Origin of the sequence: Cupriavidus malaysiensis (genome assembly GCF_001854325.1) — a bacterium.
Lineage (GTDB): Bacteria > Pseudomonadota > Gammaproteobacteria > Burkholderiales > Burkholderiaceae > Cupriavidus > Cupriavidus malaysiensis.
Map to the genome: position 1 here is coordinate 389986 of NZ_CP017754.1, position 18132 is coordinate 408117.

Genomic DNA, 18132 nt, shown 5'->3' on the forward strand with positions numbered 1-18132 from the left:
GCACGGCCACCCCGCTCAGAACGGTGCCAAGGGGGTGGCGGGCCAGGGATAGACCACGGTGAACTCGGCCGACAGGTCGAGCGAACCGGTCTGGCGCCGATGCAGGCGCAGGCGTTCCCGCATCTGCGGGCGGAAGGTCTCGACCAGGTCCACCACATGCGTCTGCGCGGCCACCAGCACGCGGCGCGGCGCGGCGTAGGCGCGCTCGCAGGCGGTCCACAGCACCTCCATGGTGCGCTTGGCCAGCGCGTCTCGGTCGGTGCCCTGTTCCCGCGTCAGCACGCACAAGGCATTGGTGGCGGCCAGTTCCTCCAGGCCCACGGGCAGGCCGGGCTCGGCCGACAGCATCGGCTCGATCGCCGTGCGCGCCAGGATGTTCAGCGCCGTGGCCAGGCTGCGCTCGCCCGCCAGCACCCAGCAGCCGACCCGGTCGAGCGGCAGGTGCTGGGTCGAGCCCAGCACCAGGGCGATCTCGACAGTGCGGCGCTGGCGCGCCTTGCGCATGGCGTCCACCGGGCCCATCGCGTTCCAGCGCGCACCGCCGAACACGCCGCTCAGGCGCGTGGCATCCACCAGGTGGATGACGATATCGGGCCGGCGCGCCGCGCGCTCGTCGACGCTCCATTGCAGCCGCCCGTCGAGCGAGTCCAGGTCCGGCAGCAGGCCGGCGGCCTCGGCCTCGGAGAAGCCCCAGCGGCGCAGCAGGATGCGCTGCGCGACGGCTTGCGGTTGGACGTTGTGTACGGTGAGATGGGCATCGATGCGCGACATAGACGGATTGGCTCTCCCTCGGATTGGATGAGGCCAGTGTGGCGCGGCATCTGCGCAAGGCGTGCGCAGATATCTGCGCAGAATGCAGGGCAGGCGGGAGAGGGCGGACAGGTACCGCCAGGCACTACCGAGGGCGCTAGCGAGGGCACTAGCGAGGGCACTACCGAGGACACCAGCGGGCGCATGCCGGTGACGCTGCCGGAGCGCCGGTCCATGCCGCCGGTACAGAAGACGCAGCCAACGCAGCCAACGCAGCCAACGCGGAACATGCCGGCCCCGCCATCGCGCGGGGCCGGCCAGGAGGACAGCTTGTGAACACCAGACCACGGCACACCATCGTCACGCAAGGGCGCCTCGCCCTGCGCGGGCAGCGCCTGCGCGCCGCGCGGACGCGCGCACAGGGCGTGCAGATCGTCGATATCGAACAGCTCGCCGCGCGCCTGGCCGGCGGCTTCATCGCGCCGCTGGACGACGACACCCTGCGCGCCGCCATCCAGGCCGTGCTGCCCGGCACGCCGCTCGGCGAGCTCGACACCATCAAGGACCTGCCCGGCATGGTCGGCGCCGCCGCCGACACACTGCGCAAGGCCTGGCGCGCCGGCATCGACCTGCAGGCGCGCGCCGGCGACCACGCGCGGCTGGCGGCCATGGCCGCCCTGGAGCGCGCCGTGCTGGCCCAGCTGCCGCCGGGCATGCTCCATCCGCCCGCGCTGGCCGCCGCCGCCCAGGCGCGCCTGGCGCACGCCCCCGCGCTGCTCGGCCGCGTCGACGTCGACGGCCTGGCCGACCTGCCGCCCTGCTGGCGCCCGCTGCTGCTGGCGCTGGCCGCCGTGCTGCCGCTGCGCTGGCTGGCCGGGCCGCGCCCTGTGCCGGCATGGCTCGACGGCAGCGCGGTGGCGGTCGAGCGCAGCGCGCCCTGCGCGCCGGCGCGCAGCGTGGTCAGCGCCGCCACCGCGCAGCACGAGGCCATCGAAGCGATGCGCTGGGCGCGCGCGCTGCTGGCATCCGGGCAGGCGCGCCCGGAGGAGATCGCCATCGCCGCGGTGACGCCGGCCGACTATGACGACCACTTCCTCGCGCTGCGCTCCGACAGCGGGCTCGACCTGCACTTCGTGCATGGCGTGACGGTTGCTGCCAGCCGCGACGGCCAGGCCGCCGCCGCGCTGGCCGACGTCCTGCTGCGCGGCCTGAGCCAGGCGCGCCTGCGCCGCCTCGCCACCCTGTGCGCCGGTGGCGCGGGCCTGCTGGGCCAGCTGCCCGAGAACTGGACGCGGGCGCTGCCGGCCGACGCGCCGCTCAGCAGCGCCGCCGCCTGGACGCGGCTGCTGGACCGCCTCGGCACCACCGGCACCACCGACGCCACCGGCGCCACCGGCGCCACCGAGTGGCCGGAGGCCAAGGCACTCGGCGCCACGCTGCGCGCCGTGGTGGCGCTGCTGTCGCGCGGCCATGACGGCGCGGCCGAGGCCGGCGAGGCGCTGCTCGGCGGGCGCGCGCTCGCCATCTGGCGCCGCGCCCTGCTGGCCGGTCCGGCGGCAGCGCTCGACGTCACGCTGGCCGGGCTCAAGCAGGACGACGGCCTGGAGGCCTGCGTGTGCGCCGCCTGGATGCCCGCCAGCGCGCTGGCGTCGGCGCCGCGCCGCTTCGTGCGGCTGCTCGGCCTCAACTCCTCGCACTGGCCGCGCGGGCGCGCGGAAGACCGCCTGCTGTCCGAGCACATCGTGCCGGCGGCCGAGCTCGATCCGCTGCCCGTCGCCGCCGCCGACCGGCGCGACTTCGGCATCATCCTCGCCACCACCGAGAGCGAGGTGGTGCTGTCGCGCGCACGCCGCGACGGCGAGGGGCGCCTGCTGGGCCGCAGCCCGCTGCTGCACGGCCAGCCCGACGAAACCTATCTGCGCCGCAACGCGGCACCGGCACAGGCCTGCAGCGAGGGCGACCGCCTGCTGGCCCGCCCCGACGAATTCGCGCGGCTGCCGCAGGCCGAGGCCGCGCAGCGCTGCTGGCTCGACTGGCAGCGCACCGAGCTCACGCCGCACGACGGCCTGGTGCGCGCCGGCCATCCCGCGCTGGCCGCCGTGCTGGCGCGCCCGCAGTCGGCCAGCTCGCTCAGCCGCCTGCTGCGTAATCCGCTCGGCTACCTGTGGCAGTACGGTCTGGGCTGGCGCGCGCCGGAAGACGGCACGGAGCGGCTCACGCTCGATCCGCCCAGCCTGGGCAACCTGGTCCACCTGACACTGGACCTGGCCCTGCAGGCGCTGGAGGCACAGGGAACGCAGGGAACGCAGGGAACGGAGGAAGGGGGGCTGGCTGCCGCCAGCCCGCAGCGCATCGCCGCCGCCGTGCAGGCGGCCGCGGCCGAGGCCGCGCGGCAATGGGAGGCCGGCGAGGCCGTGCCGCCGGCGCTGATCTGGCGCCGCACCCTGGAAGACGTGCGCGCCATCAGCACCACCGCGCTGGCCGCCAGCCAGGGGCGGCTGCCCGCCGCGCGCGCCTTCGGTGAAGTCCCCTTCGGCGGCATGGCGCCCAAGACCGGCAGCGCCGTGCCCTGGGACCACCAGGCCAGCGTCGAGATCCCCGGCACCGGCCTGCGCATCCGCGGCTATATCGACCGCCTCGATATCTCCGGCGACGGCCGCCGCGCGCTGGTGCTCGACTACAAGACCGGCGCCGTCCCGGACACCGGCAGCGAGGGCAAGGAGAAGCCCTTCGTGCTCAACGGCGGCAAGGAACTGCAGCGCTGCCTGTACGCCTTCGCCGTGCGGGCCCTGCTGGGCGACGGCGTCGAGATCAGCGCCGCGCTGCTCTACCCGCGCGACGGCGTCGAGCTGGTGCTGGACGATCCGCAGGGCACGCTGGATACCGTGGTGGCCAGCCTGCGGGCCGCGCGCGACGCGCTGCTGGGCGGTGCCACCGTGATCGGCATCGACAGCGGCAGCGACTACGACGACCTGGGCTTCGCCCTGCCGGCCAATGCCAAGGCCGGCTACCTGCGGCGCAAGCTCGCCGCCGCCACCGCACGCCTGGGCGACGCCGCCCGCATCTGGGAAGCCGCATGATGACCACCGCCATGCCTGTCCTCCTCGACCAAGCCGCCCGCCGCACCGCCATCGCCGCGCATGAGCGCTCCCTGCTGGTGGAAGCCGGCGCGGGCTCCGGCAAGACTGCCGTGATGGCCGGCCGCATCGCGCTGCTGCTGGCGCGGGGCATCGCGCCCGCGCACATCGCCGCGGTGACCTTCACCGAGCTGGCGGCCAGCGAATTGCTGATCCGCGTGCGCGAGTTCGTCGCCGCGCTGGCCTCGGGCCAGGTGCCGGCCGAGATGCGCGCCGCGCTGCCCGCCGGTCCGGATGCCCGCCAGCTCGAACACCTGCAGGCCGCCAGCCACGCCATCGACGAGATGACGTGCTCCACCATCCACGGCTTCTGCCAGCGCCTGATCCGGCCCTATCCGGTGGAAGCCGGCATCGACCCCGGCGCCACGCTGATGGACCGCGACCAGGCCGACCTGGTCTACCGCGAACTGGCCGACGCCTGGCTGCGCGCGGCCCTCGCCGATGCCGGCGCAGCGGGAGCGGCCGACCCGCAGGGCGGCAGCCTGCTCGCCCAGCTGGCCTGGCGCGAGCCGGCGGCCACCGTAGCGCTGGCCGGCAAGGTGCTGGACCTGCTGCGCCAGCATCGCCAGGCCGGCGTGCGCGCGCCCGAGGCACTGGCGCCGCGGCTGGCGGCCTTCCGCGCCGCGGTGCAGGACTTCCAGGCCTTGCTGGCCGAGTGCGCAACGGTGGACGAAGCCGAGACCGCCGCCATCGTCGCGGGGTTTGCCGGGATGGCGCAGGCCATTCCCGCGCGCTGGGAAGGACACGGCAACGAGCACGCCGCCCAGCAACTGGCCGCGCTGGTGCTCACGCGGCCCGCCGCCGTGCTGCTGACGGCCAGCGGCGGCTTTGCCGCCTACAAGAAGAAGGGCAAGTGGAGCGCCGCCGCGCGCGCCGCCGGCCTGCGGGCTGCCGACGGCGAGGCCATGGCCCAGCGTGCCACCGCCTGCTATGCCGCCTGCCGCGATGCCTGGCTGGCGCTGCAGCAGCACACCGCCTCGTGGGTGCTGGCCGGCCTGGTCGAGGCCCTGCGCCCGGTCGCCGACCAGTTCCGCGACTACAAGCGCCAGGCCGGCCTGCTCGACTTCGATGACCTGATCCACGCCGCGCGCGACCTGCTGCGCGACCACGAGCCGGTGCGCCGCGCGCTGGCCGGGCGCTTCACCCACGTGCTGGTCGACGAGTTCCAGGACACCGACCCGCTGCAGTCCGAGATCTTCTGGCGCCTGTGCGGCGAGCCCGTCGCCGGTGGCGATGGCGGCGAGATCGGCGGCGACGGCGGCGACGGTGGCGACGGCGGCGACGGCGGCACGGACTGGCGCGCCTACCGCATCCGCCCGGGCGCGCTGTTCCTGGTGGGCGATCCCAAGCAGGCCATCTACCGCTTCCGCGGCGCCGACGTGGCCGCCTATGTGGAGGCGCGCACGGCCTTCGCGCGCCAGGACGGCGACAGCGTGCTCGCCATCGCCACCAACTTCCGCTCGCGCGCCACCATCCTCGACTGGGTCAACGCGCGCTTCGCCGACCTGCTGTCCGAGGCGCAGGGCCAGCCCGGCTTCACCGCCCTGCAGCCCTTCCATGCCGATGCCGGCGAGCGGCCCTGCGTGGCCGCGCTGGACGTGGCGGCCGCCGACGAGGACGGCGCCGCCAGCGCCGAGCAACAGCGCGACGCCGAGGCCGAAGCCGTGGCCGAGCTGTGCGCCCGCCTGATCGGCAGCGAGCCCGTCATCGACCGCCGCAGCGGCCAGGCCCGCCCCTGCCGCCCCGGCGACATCGCCCTGCTGGCCCCCACCGGCAGCGAACTGTGGCGCTACGAAGAAGCGCTGGAGCGGCGCGGCGTGCCGGTCGCCACGCAGGCCGGCAAGGGCCTGTACCGGCGCCAGGAGATCCAGGACCTGATCGCCGTCACGCGCGTGCTGGCCGACCCGCGCGACACGCTCGCGCTGGGCGCGCTGCTGCGCGGGCCGCTGGTCGGCCTGAGCGAGGAAGAGCTGCTCGATATCGTGTGGGCGCTGCCGCGCACCGACGAGGAGATCGCCGCCGGCAAGCTGGCCGCGCTCACCCTCCACCTCGAGGCGCAGGCCATCGCCCATCCGCTCGCACGCCACATCGTCGAGACCCTGCAGGCGCTGCGCCGCCGCGCCAACGCCACCACCCCGCACGCGCTGATCGCGCAGGCGGTCGAGGCGCTGCGCGTGCGCCCGCTGCTGCAGCAGCGCCACCGCGGCCAGGCCGAGCGCGCGCTGGCCAACGTCGACCTCTACCTCAATCTCTGCCGCGCCTACGCGGTGCGCGGCCTGCGCGCGCTGGCCCAGGCCATGACCGCCGCCTGGAGCGACGAAGCGCGCGCCCCGGAAGGCCGCCCCGATGCGCAGGAAGAGGCGGTGGCGCTCTACACCATGCACGCCGCCAAGGGCCTCGAATGGCCGGTGGTGGTGCCGATCAACACCATGACCCAGGTGAAGGCGGCCGACAGCACCGTGGTGGAGCGCCACACCGGCCATCTCTTCTGCCCCGTCTTCGGCACCGACCCGGTCGGCCTGGAAGCCGCGCGCCAGGCCGAGCAGGACGAGCTGCAGCGCGAGCGCCTGCGCCTCTGGTACGTGGCCGCCACCCGCGCGCGCGAACTGCTGGTGCTGCCGCGCCTGGACGTGCCGCCGCCGCGCAGCAACGCGTGGATCGCGCTGCCGCAGTTCCCGCTGCAGGCACTGCCCGCGCTCGACCTGTCCCACCTGCCTGCCGACCCCGGCGCTGGCGGCCTCGGCGCCGCCGAAACCGCCAGCGCGCAGACGCCCGAGGTCTTCGCGCAGCAGGCCGAAGCCATCGCCGCCGGCCGGCGCCGGCTCGCCTGGGTGGCCCCCAGCCGCGACGAAGGCGCCGGCACGCCGCTGCTGCGCCCGCTCGACACGGAGCGCATCGCCAGCAGCCTCGACGACGCGCCGTCCGCCGCCGCGTCCGATTGCGCGCAGGCGACGGCGCAGGCGACGGCACAGGACGAGCGGCAAGAGGCCAAGGTGCAAGAGGCCAAGGTGCAGGGCGGCCGCGAGCGCGGCCTGCTGATCCACAAGCTGCTCGAAGAAGTGCTGAACGGCGAAACCGCCGACGTCCCCGACACGCTCGCCGCGCGCGCCGCCGAGCTGATCGGCATGCTGGGCCTGCCGCCGTGCGCCGACCCCGCCCGGGGTCCCGCCGCCGAGGAGATCGCCGCCAGCGTCGCCCGCACCCTGGCCTTGCCCGAGGTCGCCGCGCTGCGGTCCGCGCTGGTACCCGAGTACACGCTGTACGCGGCCACCGCCTGGGACGACCAGGAAGAAGCCACCGCCGGCATCGCCGACGCCATCGCCTTCGGCGACGACGGCCGCCCGCAGGTGGTCATCGACTGGAAGAGCGACGTCGATCCCGCGCCGCAGACCGTCGAGCACTACCGCGCGCAGGTGCGGCAGTACCTGGCCATGAGCGGGGCGCGGCGGGGGCTCATCGTGATGGTGACGTCGGGACGGGTGATCGAGGTGGAGAGCTTCCGCGCATGACAAGCACACCACGCCAGAGCGCCAGCAGGAGAACACCATGCCCCAACTGATCGAACACATCGACGCCATCGCCCGCCGCAAGCAGCGTGACGTCCTCTATCTCTCCTTCTTCGACGACGACGCCGACTGGCGCCGGCCGGGCAACTGGCGGGCCAACCCCACGCGCGCCCAGGTCATCGACTGGCTGGATGCCAACGGCGTCGGCTGGTGCGAGTGCGGCGAGATCGCCAGCGAAACGGCCATGCGCAGCTATGGCGGCACGCTCTATCTCGACGTGCCCTTCGATCTCGCCGACCCGGCCTACCAGGCGCTGGCCGCCTTCCTCGAGCATCCCGACGGCACGCTGCGCCTGCCCGGCATGAAGTTCTGGGCGGTCTCGCTCGAAGTGGCGATGCGCAATGCGCACCATGACGAGCCGGGGTTCTGGGAGGCTTGGGCGGAGCGGTTCTGAGGGAGGTTGGACTTGGTGATGCGTTTGCCTGCACCGGGATCGCAGCGAGACATCGCAGCGATCGCCTGGTGGGTTGATCCGGGCCTGACAAGGCCGATTTTCCAAGAGGAGACAAGAAGATGAGTCAATGCCGATTCTGCGGTTCGCGCAGCTATGGCAGTGGTTGCACCTACAGTCCGCACAAGCGTCACGAACACAATGGCGACGAAAAAAAGTGCGAGTTCTGTGGATCGAGCAGCCATGGACGGGGTTGCACCTACAGCCCGACCAAAACACACCGCCATGGCAGTGGCAACAACAAGTGCCGCTGGTGCGGTTCCAGTGCCACCGGCTCGGGGTGCACCTACAGTCCGAGCCGGACACACGAACGCTGATCGCGCGGGACGGCGGGCAGGGTGCTTGCTACAGCCGCTCCACCAGGATCCCCGCCGCCCGCTCCGACAACACCAGCACCAGCTTCATCGTCGCCCGCGTGGCGCCGACGAAGAGCCGGCGCACGGCCTGGTCGTCCAGCGTTTCAAAGTCGACCTCGGCCAGCACCACGGCCGGTGCCGACTGGCCCTTGAAGCGGTGGACCGTCTCGGCCAGCACGTCGCCGTCGGAGTAGACCGGCCGGCCGTGCACGTCGTACTCGCCGGTGAAGGTGCGCAGCGTATGCGGGCCGAGCTGGTTGAAGCCCAGCAGGCGCGAGCTCTCTCGGCCGCGGTAGCTGAGCAGGGCCACGTCGCCCTTGCGGAAGCCCGCCGCGTAGCACTGGCGGATGCCGTCCTTCACGCATTCGCGCAGGGTGGCGTCGTCGCGGTAGACCAGGAATTCCACCTCGGCGGCCGCGAGCGGCGCGGCCGCCTCGATCTTCACCTCGGGCGGCACGATGGCCTGCAGCAGCTTCACCACCGGGCGCGGACTGCGGAAGTTGCTCTCGGCACGCAGCCGCACCCAGCCGGGCAGTTCCACCGGCGGCTGGCCGTACAGGTTCTGCAGCGGGTCTTCCAGCCACAGCACGCGGCCGTCGGGGCGGGCGTGGCGCAGCACCAGGTCGCGCCAGGCGGGAGCGAAGTCCTGGCCCTCGTCCACGATCACGCTGTCGAACAGGAAGGCCGGCGTCACCTCCCGTTCCGCGGCCGCGGCCACCAGTCGGCCGAAGGCATCCGGCTGCTGGAAGTCCGGCGTGATGCCGGCCGCGCGCAGCAACTGGTCGCACAGCATGTGGAAGGTGCCGACATGGCCGCCGGCCGGCGCGATGCGCGCGAAGTGGTCGGCCAGCGGGCGGTTGAAGCAGACATAGAGCGGGCGCTTGCCGGCCTCGATGGCGGCGCGGTACTCGGCCAGCGCCAGCTGCGTCTTGCCCGATCCCGCCGTGCCGGTCACGCGCAGGCGGAAGGGCTCCAGATCGAGCTGGCGCGCCCAGTGCGCCAGTCCGCCCGAGACGCGCGTGACCATGGCGCGCGCCTGGCCCACCAGGGCGCTGACGTCGGTCTCGAGCTGGATGATGTCGCACAGGAAGCGGTCCACGCGCGCCGCCAGCGCATCGTCCTCGCCCACCGGCAGCACCTGCTGGATCCACTGGCACAGCGCGTCGCGCCGCTGCGCATCGATGATGCGCTCGGGCGACAGCCCGGCCGTGGCCGGCGAGCGCACCACGTGGTCCGGGCAGTACAGCAGGTGCTCCAGCCGGATCGGCTGCGCCGGCAGCGCGCGCCCCAGCTTGCCGCGCAGGCCGTCCGCGGTGCGGCCCATCTGCACCGGCACCGACTTCAGCCTGCCGCCATAGTTCTTGGCCAGCCCCTCGTCGGTCTCGACCAGGTAGCCGCTCTTCTGCTCGATCAGCATCAGGTGGCCGGCGCGGTTCATCACCACGAAATCGATCTCGCCGTAGATGGCGTGGGCGCGCTCCACATTGGTCCAGTGCACCGCGTGGTAGACGGTGTAGCCGTCCGGCAGGCCCTTGGCCAGCACCGCCAGCGTATCGAGCTCTCGCTGCAGCGGACCGTCCGCTTCCATGGTCTCCCAGCCGTCGGGAACGACGCGTGCCATCTGGATTCTCCGTCTTGGTGAGGTGGCCGATGTAGCCGATGTAGCCGATGTGGATGATGTGGCGGGAGGATACCGCATGGCGCTGCAGGCAGCGCTCCCGCTCCATGTGCGATGCAATCGGCGAGGTCGATGCATCCGGCCAGGCGGTCCCCCTCGCATGGGGGGCTAAGGATGCGCGCATGCCTTCCGATATAGGGCTGCGCGGACAAAGCTCTTCCCGGCGGCGGCGGGGCCGGATACGCATGGGCGGCCGCGGCCGCAGCGAAGAGGAATGCAATGGACATATCGGCAATCACCACCGCATTGCCCGAGCGGCGCGACGACATCGCGCGCCTGCAACTGCTGTCAAGCAGCGGCCGGCTGCCGACGGTCGCCGTGCTGGGCAAGTACAACCACGGCAAAAGCACGCTGCTGAATGCCTTGATCGGCAACGAGGTCTTCAAGGTGTCCGACGTGCGCGAGACCGTGCGCGTGCAGGCTCACGAGAGCCAGGGCATCCGCTGGCTCGATACGCCGGGGCTCGGCGCCGACGTGGCCGGTGGTGACGACGCGCTCGCGCGCGAAGGCAATGCGCGAGAGGCGGATATCCGCCTGTTCATCCATGCCGCCGGCGAGGGCGAGCTGGATGCCGAGGAGCAGGCGTGCCTGGAGGCCCTGTGCGCGGACGACGAGTGCTCGTCCCGGCAGACTGTCGTGGTGCTCACCCGCATGGCGCAGGTCGACGAGGCCGACATGGCAGCGATCCTCGGCGCCTTGCGCCAGCAGACCGGCGACCTGCCCGTGTTTCCCGTGTCCGCATCGCGCTATACGCGCGGGACCCGCGAGAACAAGCCCTTGCTGGCGGGCCGCAGCGGCGTGCCGGAGCTGCTGGCCTTCCTGCGCGAATGCGCCGACGAGGTAACGGAGCGGCGCGAGCGCTCGCGCCGCGCGCTGGGTGAGCTGCTGCTCGAAGCTGTGCGGCAAAAGCGGGCGGCATGCGAGGCTGCGCGCGGGCGCCTGCGCAAGGACATGGCTTCGCGCCTGGCGGCGTTCAAGCACGACTACGTCGATATGCGCACCAGGCTTCGACGGGAACTCAAGGGAAACTGAATCATGCTGCCCTTTCTGGCTGCCGCGGCAGCCATCGCGGCCGTCACCGCCGCCGTCAAGCACTTCTCCAGCGATGACGACACGTCGCACTCGTCGTCCGGAGGTTCCCAGCGCGACGAAGACGGCGAGCGCCGAGCCGCGCAGCGCGCACTGGTGCGCCGCAATGCCACCGTGCAGTTGAACAGCCTGCTGGCACGCCACGGGCTGGATCCCGGCGACGCTGCCATCCAGCGCTTGGTCGAGCGCTTCGTGACACACAACGCCGCCAGCGAGGAGAATCCGTTCACCGACCACTTCGCTCGCACACCGCCGATGCGGGAGCTGGCGGCCCGCGTCGAAGCCGCCTCCCAGGAACTCGACACGTTCGATGCCGCCGAGCTGGCACTGCAACGCCTGCTGAACGGGGACGTCCGATGAGCGCGTTGGAAAAGGCCCGCACGCCGGAACGCGCTTTTCTCGATGCGCTCGCCAGCTTCGACGTGATCGCCCGGGACGTGGCGCCGCAGGTGGCGCGGCTGGAGCACTGGCGCAGCACGCTGCGGACCGCGCTGGAACTTGCACCGCCGCCGAAAGGCCTGAAGCCAGGCAGCGCGCTGGCCAGCCAGGCCGAGCACGTGCGCACCCTGCTGCGCGACAGCATGGCCCGCTGGGAAGAGGATCTCGCCCGGCGCGCCCCCATGCGTCAGCTGGCCGAGACCTTCGGCGACCGCGCGGTGCTGCTGGTATTCGGCAAGGTCAACGCCGGCAAGAGTTCGTTCTGCAATTACCTGGTCGACAGGTTCCGTGCGCTGGGCATGCCGGTCGAGGCCTTCGTGGTGCGCGATGGCGCGCTGGAGGCACTCGATCAGCCCTTCAGCGTCGGCGCCACGGAGACCACGGCGACCATCCAGGGCGTCCGCGTCGGCGAGCAACTGGTGCTGCTCGATTCGCCGGGCCTGCATTCGATCACCGCGGAGAACGGCGATCTGACACAGCGCTTCATCGACAGTGCCGATGGCGTGCTGTGGCTGACCAGCTCCACGTCGCCAGGCCAGGTGCAGGAGCTGGCGGAACTGAAGCGCCAGCTGGCGCAAGGCAAGCCCCTGCTGCCGGTGATCACCAAGAGCGATATCGACGACGAGGACGAGGTCGACGGACAGATCGTCATGCGTTGCATCAACAAGACTGCCGACAACCGCCACAGCCAGCAGGCAGATGTGTTGAAGCGGGCGCGCCAGTGCCTGGAGGCGGCGCAGCTGGACCCCGCGCTGGTGCGCGAGCCGGTGTCGCTGTCGGTGCAGATGGCGCGTCTGGACGATACCGCCGCCGGGCGCGCGGCGGCCGGCATCGATACGCTGTTCCGGGCCTTGCTCGAGATCGTCGCCCCCGCGAGCGGCTACAAGCGCACCAAGGCGGCCACGCTCGTCCTCAACCATCTCGAAGCGGATGTGCTGGCGCCGCTGGAGCGCGACATCCTGCCGCAACTGGCCAGGCTCGAAGATTCCGCGCACCAGGCGACCGCCCTGCTGGCCGAGCGCACGCCGCGCATCGCGTCGGCCGTGGTGGCGGAAGTGCTGGGCGGCCTGTCCGAGCTGCTGGAAGCGCACAAGGAGAGCCGCGACATCGATGCGCTCTATCGTGCGCTGTCGGCGCGCGGGCGCGACGCGGTCGAGCACCATGTGCGGAAGGAACTGGCCGACTATGCCGAGCAGCTGCGCGAGATCGCCCTCGACCTGAATGCCGACGGCGCGCAATACGATGAAGAGACCATCGAAGTGATGGTGCGCAGCGGCGGCGTCAAGAAGGCCGCCGTGGCCACCGGCGCGGGACTGATCGGCACGGTGCTGGGGACTCTTGCGGGCGGACCGCTCGGTGGCGTGATCGGCGGTGCCGTGGCAGGCTGGCTGGGCGACAAGGGCGGCGATCGCCTGCTGGAAACCCATCGCAAGACCATCCCGGTCGGCATCAGCTACGACCGGCTCTACGCCAGCCTGGAGCAGGAACTGCGCCGCGTGCTGCCCGATGCCGTCGCCACCTGCGTCGGCGAATGCCGCAAGGCCATCGGCTTCGTCGCAGCGGAGGCCCGCGGACTGGCGGCCATCGTCGACGCCAGCCGCAGCAATCTCGCCGTCATCAAGGAGGCTATCCGCCATGAGTCCGTTTGAAATCTACCAGGTGCTGCTGAACGACGCCGAACCACTCGCGGCACGCCATCTGGAGGGCGCGCCGGCCGTGATCGCCCGCCTACGCGCGGCCGTCGCCGAGAAGACCATCCACGTCATGCTGTTCGGCGCCTACAACGCCGGCAAGAGCACGCTCATCAATGCGCTGAGCGGCGCCATCGTTGCCAAGGTGGACGACGTGCCGACCACGGCCGCGGTGCAGCCCTATCCGTGGAACGGCCATGTCCTGCTCGACACGCCGGGAATCAATGCACCGATCGAGCATGAGACCGTCACGCTGGACGAAATGCGCGAGCAGGCCCACCTGGTGCTCTTCGTGCTGCGCCAGGAAGACCAGGATGCGCAGGACATCGTCGAGCGCCTGCTCGACATCATCGAAAGCGGGCATCCGCTCTTCGTGCTGCTGAACTACCGGGGCGAAGCGGACATTGCCGCGCTGATCGAGCGCTTCGCCGCAACGCTGGCGCGCGCCGGTGCGGCGCGCGGCATTCCGGAGGCAATGCTGGCCGCCGTGCCGGTGCTGATGATGAACCTCCGTTCGGCCGAGCGTGGCCGTGTCGATGGCAAGCCGCTGCTGCTCGAGCACGCGCGCTACGACATGTTCATCGACCGCTTCGCGCAATGGCTGGGTGAGTACGAGGACGAGCACAAGCGGTTGGCGGGCACGCACGCGCTGATCACGCGCGAGCTGCTCGATCCGGTGCGGGCGGCGCTCGGCAACGGTCGCGCGGGCGGCGCGGATGGCAAGGCCGAGTTGCTCGCCGCGCAACTAGCGCACCTGCGGCGCGACCACAACGTGCTGCGGCTGGCCGCCACCAGCCGGCTGCGGCGAGAGCTCCAGCAGAGCCGCGCCGCGCTCGGCGTCGCGCTCGATGAAGCGGGTTCGGAGGCCGAGCTCACGGCAAAGGCATCGACACTGGTCGGGGAGCTGGCCGAGACCATGCGGAAATGGCTGGAGCTTGAACTCGCCTCGCAGCACAAGGCGCGCATCGATGCGGCGCTGGGCGACAACGTGCTGGACGCCACCCAGTTCCAGTCGCTCGACGAGAAGTCCTGGGGGCGCCTGGTCGGCCCCGCGCTGGAGCAGCTCAAGAACGTCGACAGCGGCCATATCAAGCAACTGCTGATGTGGGGGCGCCAGCTGAAGATCCCCGGCCTCAAGGGTCGCTGGGAGAAGACGTTCGACAAATGGGCAGGCCGTGCCGGCCCGGCCATCAGTGTGGTGGTCGCACTCGGCCAGATGGGGCTGGCCGAAATGGAGGAGCGGCGCGAGAACGAGCGCGCCCGCGCGCGCGCCATCCAGCGCAGCCAGTGCCTCGACCAGATCTCGGCCGACATCTTCGCCGGCCTGCAAGCCAGCCTGTACGAAGCCATCGACGGCATCTTCGCGCAGCAGGCGCAGCCGGTGGAGGCCGACCTGAAGACAGCGGAGGCCGAGGCGTCGGCGCTGGAGCGCGACCGGGTTCGCTGGGCGGCCATCGCGGACGGTTTCGCGGCGGCGAGGTTCTGAGCGGCGGGCGGGCAGGCAGGTTCGCGGTACCGGCAGCACGCTCGCGATTGCCGCGACCTGCCCGCGCCGGCTCTTTGGGGGGCGGAGCAGCAACGGTGGCGAGTTCGGTGCGCAACTGCGCGCTCCGCCCAGCGACACATCCTGTCGCACCCCCGTGGACAATGGCCTGCCATGCCCACGGAGAACCGCCCCATGCTGCGCCACCACCGAAGCCGCTCCCACCGCGATCCCCAGGACGTCTCGCCCGCCGTGCGGCTCTGGCTGCTGCGCCTGCTGGTGCCGCTCGGCGCGCATCGGGAGTTCATCCAGCGCTCGGGCTTCGGCAACGATGCGCTGGCCCACGCGATCGGCCTCGGTGCCTTTGTCGACCCGGAAGACCTGGAGTTCGACGCGGAGGCGGTGCGCCGCCGGCTGCGCAAGCTGCACCAGGAGGCCGAGCGCAACGCCGGTGATGCTGGCGCCGGCGGCGATCGCGACATGCCCGCCTTCCTGGCGCGCAACATCGCCCGCCTGGCCGAAGTGGTCGGCTTGTCGGCGCTGGACTGCCGCATCCTGGCCTTCGTGGTCCTGCTCAAGAACGAGCGCCTGCTCGACGACACCGCCGACTGGCTCGGTTCCCTGTCGGCCGCCAAGGTCTTCGACACCCTCGCCGTGCTGCTCGACGAGCCCGAGCCCGCGGTGCGCGCCGCGCTCGGCCCGCACGGCGTGCTGGCCCGCTCCGGCCTGGTGTCGATCGACCGCAGCTGCCGCTACACCCTGAACGGCAAGCTCGAACTGCTCTCGGACAGCTTCGCCGACCACATCGTCTCCACCGATGCCGACCCCATCGGCCTGCTGCGCGACACCGTCGCGGTGGCGGCGCCGGCCACGCTGCGGCTTGACGACTACGAACACGTGCGCAGCTCGCTCGCGGTGCTGCTGCCCTATCTGCGCCAGGCCATGGCGGCAGGCCGCCCGGGCGTCAACGTCTTCCTCTACGGCCCGCCCGGCACCGGCAAGAGCGAGCTGGCCAAGGTGCTGGCGCGGGAGATCGGCACCGAGCTGTTCGAGGTGGCCAGCGAAGACGACGACGGCGATCCCATCAGCGGCGAGCGCCGCCTGCGCGCCTACCGCGCCGGGCAGAGCTTCCTCGGCCAGCGCCGCGCGCTGATCCTGTTCGACGAAGTCGAAGACGTGTTCCAGGATGGCGACGGCCTGTTCGGCCTGGGCGGGCGCAAGAGCACCGCGCAGACGCGCAAGGCATGGATCAACCGCACGCTGGAAGCCAACCCGGTGCCCACGCTGTGGCTGTCCAACTCGGCGCGCGGCCTGGATGGCGCCTTCCTGCGCCGCTTCGACATGGTGATGGAACTGCCGGTGCCGCCGCGCCGGCAGCGTACCCGTATCATCGAGGGCGCCTGCGCCGGCCTGCTGGACGCCCGCGCCGTGGCCCGCATGGCCGAGTCCGAAGTGCTGGCGCCTGCCGTCGTCACGCGCGCCGCCGCGGTGGTGCAGGCCATCCGCCAGGAGCTCGGCCCGGACGGCACCGCCAGCGCGATGGCACTGCTGATCGGCAACACCCTGCGCGCGCAAGGCCACCCGGACCTCGCCCGGCCGGGCGCCGAGCGCCTGCCCGAGCTCTACGATCCCACCCTGGTCCACGCCGACGCCGATCTCGACGCCCTGGCCGCCGGCCTGCAGCGCTCCCGCGCCGGCCGCCTGTGCCTGGTTGGCCCGCCGGGCACCGGCAAGACCGCCTTCGGGCGCTGGCTGGCCGAGCGGCTCGCGGTGCCGCTGCACGTCAAGCGCGTCTCCGACCTGGTCTCGCCCTACGTCGGCGAAAGCGAGCAGAACCTCGCCCACGCCTTCCGCCGCGCGGCCGAAGACGGCGCGCTGCTGCTGATCGACGAAGTCGACAGCTTCCTGCAGGACCGCCGCGGCGCGCAGCGCAGTTGGGAAGTCAGCCTGGTCAACGAAATGCTCACGCAGATGGAAGCCTTTCCCGGCGTCTTCGTCGCCTCCACCAACCTGATGGACGGCCTCGATCCCGCCGCGCTGCGCCGCTTCGACCTCAAGGTGGCATTCCACCCCCTGAAATCCGATCAAGCCTGGACGCTGCTGTGCCGATATGCAGAGCAGCTCGCGCTGCCGGCGCCGGAAGCCGCGCTGCTGCCCCGCGTGTCGCAGCTGGCGCGCCTGGCCACGCTGACGCCCGGCGACTACGCCGCGGTGGCGCGGCGGCACCGCTTCAACGCGCTGGCCTCGGCCGCCGATTTCGTCGCGGCGCTGGAGGGCGAATGCGCGCTCAAGGACGGCGGCAAGGCGGCGATCGGGTTCCGGTAGCCGCGGCGCGATCGCACATGGCATCATCGAAACACGGGTCCCGTGCCACGGGAACCCGACCCCAACAACGACACGCCATCCGCCTTCGCGCGGATGGCGGGCAAGCTCCCACGCACCGCCACATGCCCAAGCGACCGGATACGCTGGAGACCACCCTGCTGGCCGTGGAACTGCTGCGCCGCATCCCGCGCCACCGCAAGATCTCCGCCGTCGAGCTGCACGAACAGCTCAAGCACGCCGGCATCGAACGCGAACTGCGCACCATCCAGCGCCAGCTGGAAAAGCTCAGCGAACAGTTCGACATCGAACGCGACGACCGCAGCAAGCCCTTCGGCTACCGCTGGAAAGAGCGCGCCAGCGGCCTCTCGCTGCCGGTGCTCAGCGAACAGGAATCGCTGATGCTGATGCTGGCCGAACAGCACCTGCGCCACCTGCTGCCCAGCAGCCTGATGCAGTCCATGGACGGCTTCTTCCAGCAGGCCCGCGCCAACCTTTCACCCCACGGCGGCAACGCCACGGGCAATGTGACGGGCAGGGGCAACCGGCGCGAGCGCGAATGGCTCAACAAGGTGCGCGTGGTCAGCACCACCCAGCCCCTGCTGCCGCCCAAGATCCGGCCCGGCGTGTTCGAAACGGTGAGCAACGCCCTCTACGCCAACCGCTGGCTGGCGCTCGACTACAAGAACGCCGCCGGCAAGCGCAAGACCGCCAGCGTGATGCCGCTCGGCCTCGCGCAGCAAGGCGTGCGCCTCTACCTGGTGTGCCGCTACGAAGGCTATGACAACGAACGCATCCTGGCGCTGCACCGCATCCTGTCGGCCGAGGCATCCGTGCACACATTTGAGCGTCCGCGCGATTTCGATCTGCAGCGATACGACGCCGACGGGCATTTCGGCTTCGGCGATGGCAAGCGGATCCGGCTCATGTTCCGCATCGCCAAGGAGGCCGGCCTGCATCTGCTGGAGTCGCCGTTGTCGAGCGATCAGCAGGTGCGGGAGGTGGGGGATGGTTTTGAGATTTCTGCGACGGTGGTGGAGACGGCGCAGTTGGAGTGGTGGTTGCGGGGGTTCGGGGAGGCGGTGGGGGAGGTCAGGCGAGAGGCACTCTCCATGTGACTCCTGAAGCGGGAAGTCTGCCGGCGAGCGATGAGTTTGCCGAGGCGGCGGAC

Annotated in this window: 11 protein-coding genes; 9 read left to right on the plus strand and 2 right to left on the minus strand. The window is 71.7% G+C overall.

From position 1 onward, the window contains the following. Positions 1 to 15 precede the first annotated feature (15 nt). Positions 16 to 771 (minus strand): hypothetical protein, encoded by a 756-nt coding sequence (locus BKK80_RS01615; protein ID WP_071068494.1) that lies wholly within the window; start codon positions 769 to 771, stop codon positions 16 to 18. Between the two features lie 311 nt (positions 772 to 1082). On the opposite strand from BKK80_RS01615, the gene BKK80_RS01620 reads away from it, so the two are divergent. From BKK80_RS01620 to BKK80_RS01630, 3 genes are read left to right on the plus strand one after another with little or no spacing between them, the layout of a single operon-like run. Continuing rightward, the gene (locus BKK80_RS01620) at positions 1083 to 3830 is read left to right on the plus strand and encodes a PD-(D/E)XK nuclease family protein (protein WP_205683708.1); all 2748 of its coding nucleotides are present in this window, start codon (positions 1083 to 1085) and stop codon (positions 3828 to 3830) included. Next, entirely contained in the window at positions 3827 to 7396 is a 3570-nt protein-coding gene (locus BKK80_RS01625) for a UvrD-helicase domain-containing protein (RefSeq protein WP_205683709.1), read from the plus strand. The genes BKK80_RS01620 and BKK80_RS01625 overlap by 4 nt, the downstream gene beginning before the upstream one ends. A 37-nt stretch (positions 7397 to 7433) precedes the next feature. Beyond that, complete coding sequence (locus BKK80_RS01630) at positions 7434 to 7847, plus strand: hypothetical protein (RefSeq protein WP_071010581.1); 414 nt, start codon at positions 7434 to 7436, stop codon at positions 7845 to 7847. 402 nt (positions 7848 to 8249) lie between these two features. Here the strand turns inward: BKK80_RS01630 and BKK80_RS01635 are convergent, their stop codons facing one another. Beyond that, positions 8250 to 9881, minus strand: a complete 1632-nt coding sequence (locus tag BKK80_RS01635) for an ATP-binding domain-containing protein (RefSeq protein WP_071068495.1) — start codon at positions 9879 to 9881, stop codon at positions 8250 to 8252. Between the two features lie 276 nt (positions 9882 to 10157). On the opposite strand from BKK80_RS01635, the gene BKK80_RS01640 reads away from it, so the two are divergent. The 6 genes from BKK80_RS01640 to BKK80_RS01665 all read left to right on the plus strand — a co-directional run bounded on the left by BKK80_RS01640 (position 10158) and on the right by BKK80_RS01665 (position 18079). After that, the gene (locus BKK80_RS01640; RefSeq protein WP_071068496.1) at positions 10158 to 10970 is read left to right on the plus strand and encodes a GTPase; all 813 of its coding nucleotides are present in this window, start codon (positions 10158 to 10160) and stop codon (positions 10968 to 10970) included. A 3-nt stretch (positions 10971 to 10973) separates the two neighbouring features. Further along, positions 10974 to 11387: a hypothetical protein gene (locus BKK80_RS01645; RefSeq protein ID WP_071068497.1), complete on the plus strand. Its 414-nt coding sequence runs from the start codon at positions 10974 to 10976 to the stop codon at positions 11385 to 11387. Then, positions 11384 to 13114 (plus strand): dynamin family protein, encoded by a 1731-nt coding sequence (locus BKK80_RS01650; protein ID WP_071068498.1) that lies wholly within the window; start codon positions 11384 to 11386, stop codon positions 13112 to 13114. The genes BKK80_RS01645 and BKK80_RS01650 overlap by 4 nt, the downstream gene beginning before the upstream one ends. After that, positions 13101 to 14642 (plus strand): GTPase domain-containing protein, encoded by a 1542-nt coding sequence (locus BKK80_RS01655; RefSeq protein ID WP_071068499.1) that lies wholly within the window; start codon positions 13101 to 13103, stop codon positions 14640 to 14642. The genes BKK80_RS01650 and BKK80_RS01655 overlap by 14 nt, the downstream gene beginning before the upstream one ends. A gap of 192 nt (positions 14643 to 14834) precedes the next feature. Then, a complete protein-coding gene (locus tag BKK80_RS01660) occupies positions 14835 to 16964 on the plus strand; it encodes an ATP-binding protein (protein WP_084545452.1) in 2130 nt (709 codons plus the stop codon). 122 nt (positions 16965 to 17086) lie between these two features. Further along, positions 17087 to 18079 carry a helix-turn-helix transcriptional regulator gene (locus BKK80_RS01665; RefSeq protein ID WP_071010588.1) on the plus strand — a complete coding sequence of 331 codons (993 nt, stop codon included), beginning with the start codon at positions 17087 to 17089 and terminating at the stop codon, positions 18077 to 18079. The last annotated feature ends 53 nt before the right edge of the window (positions 18080 to 18132 follow it).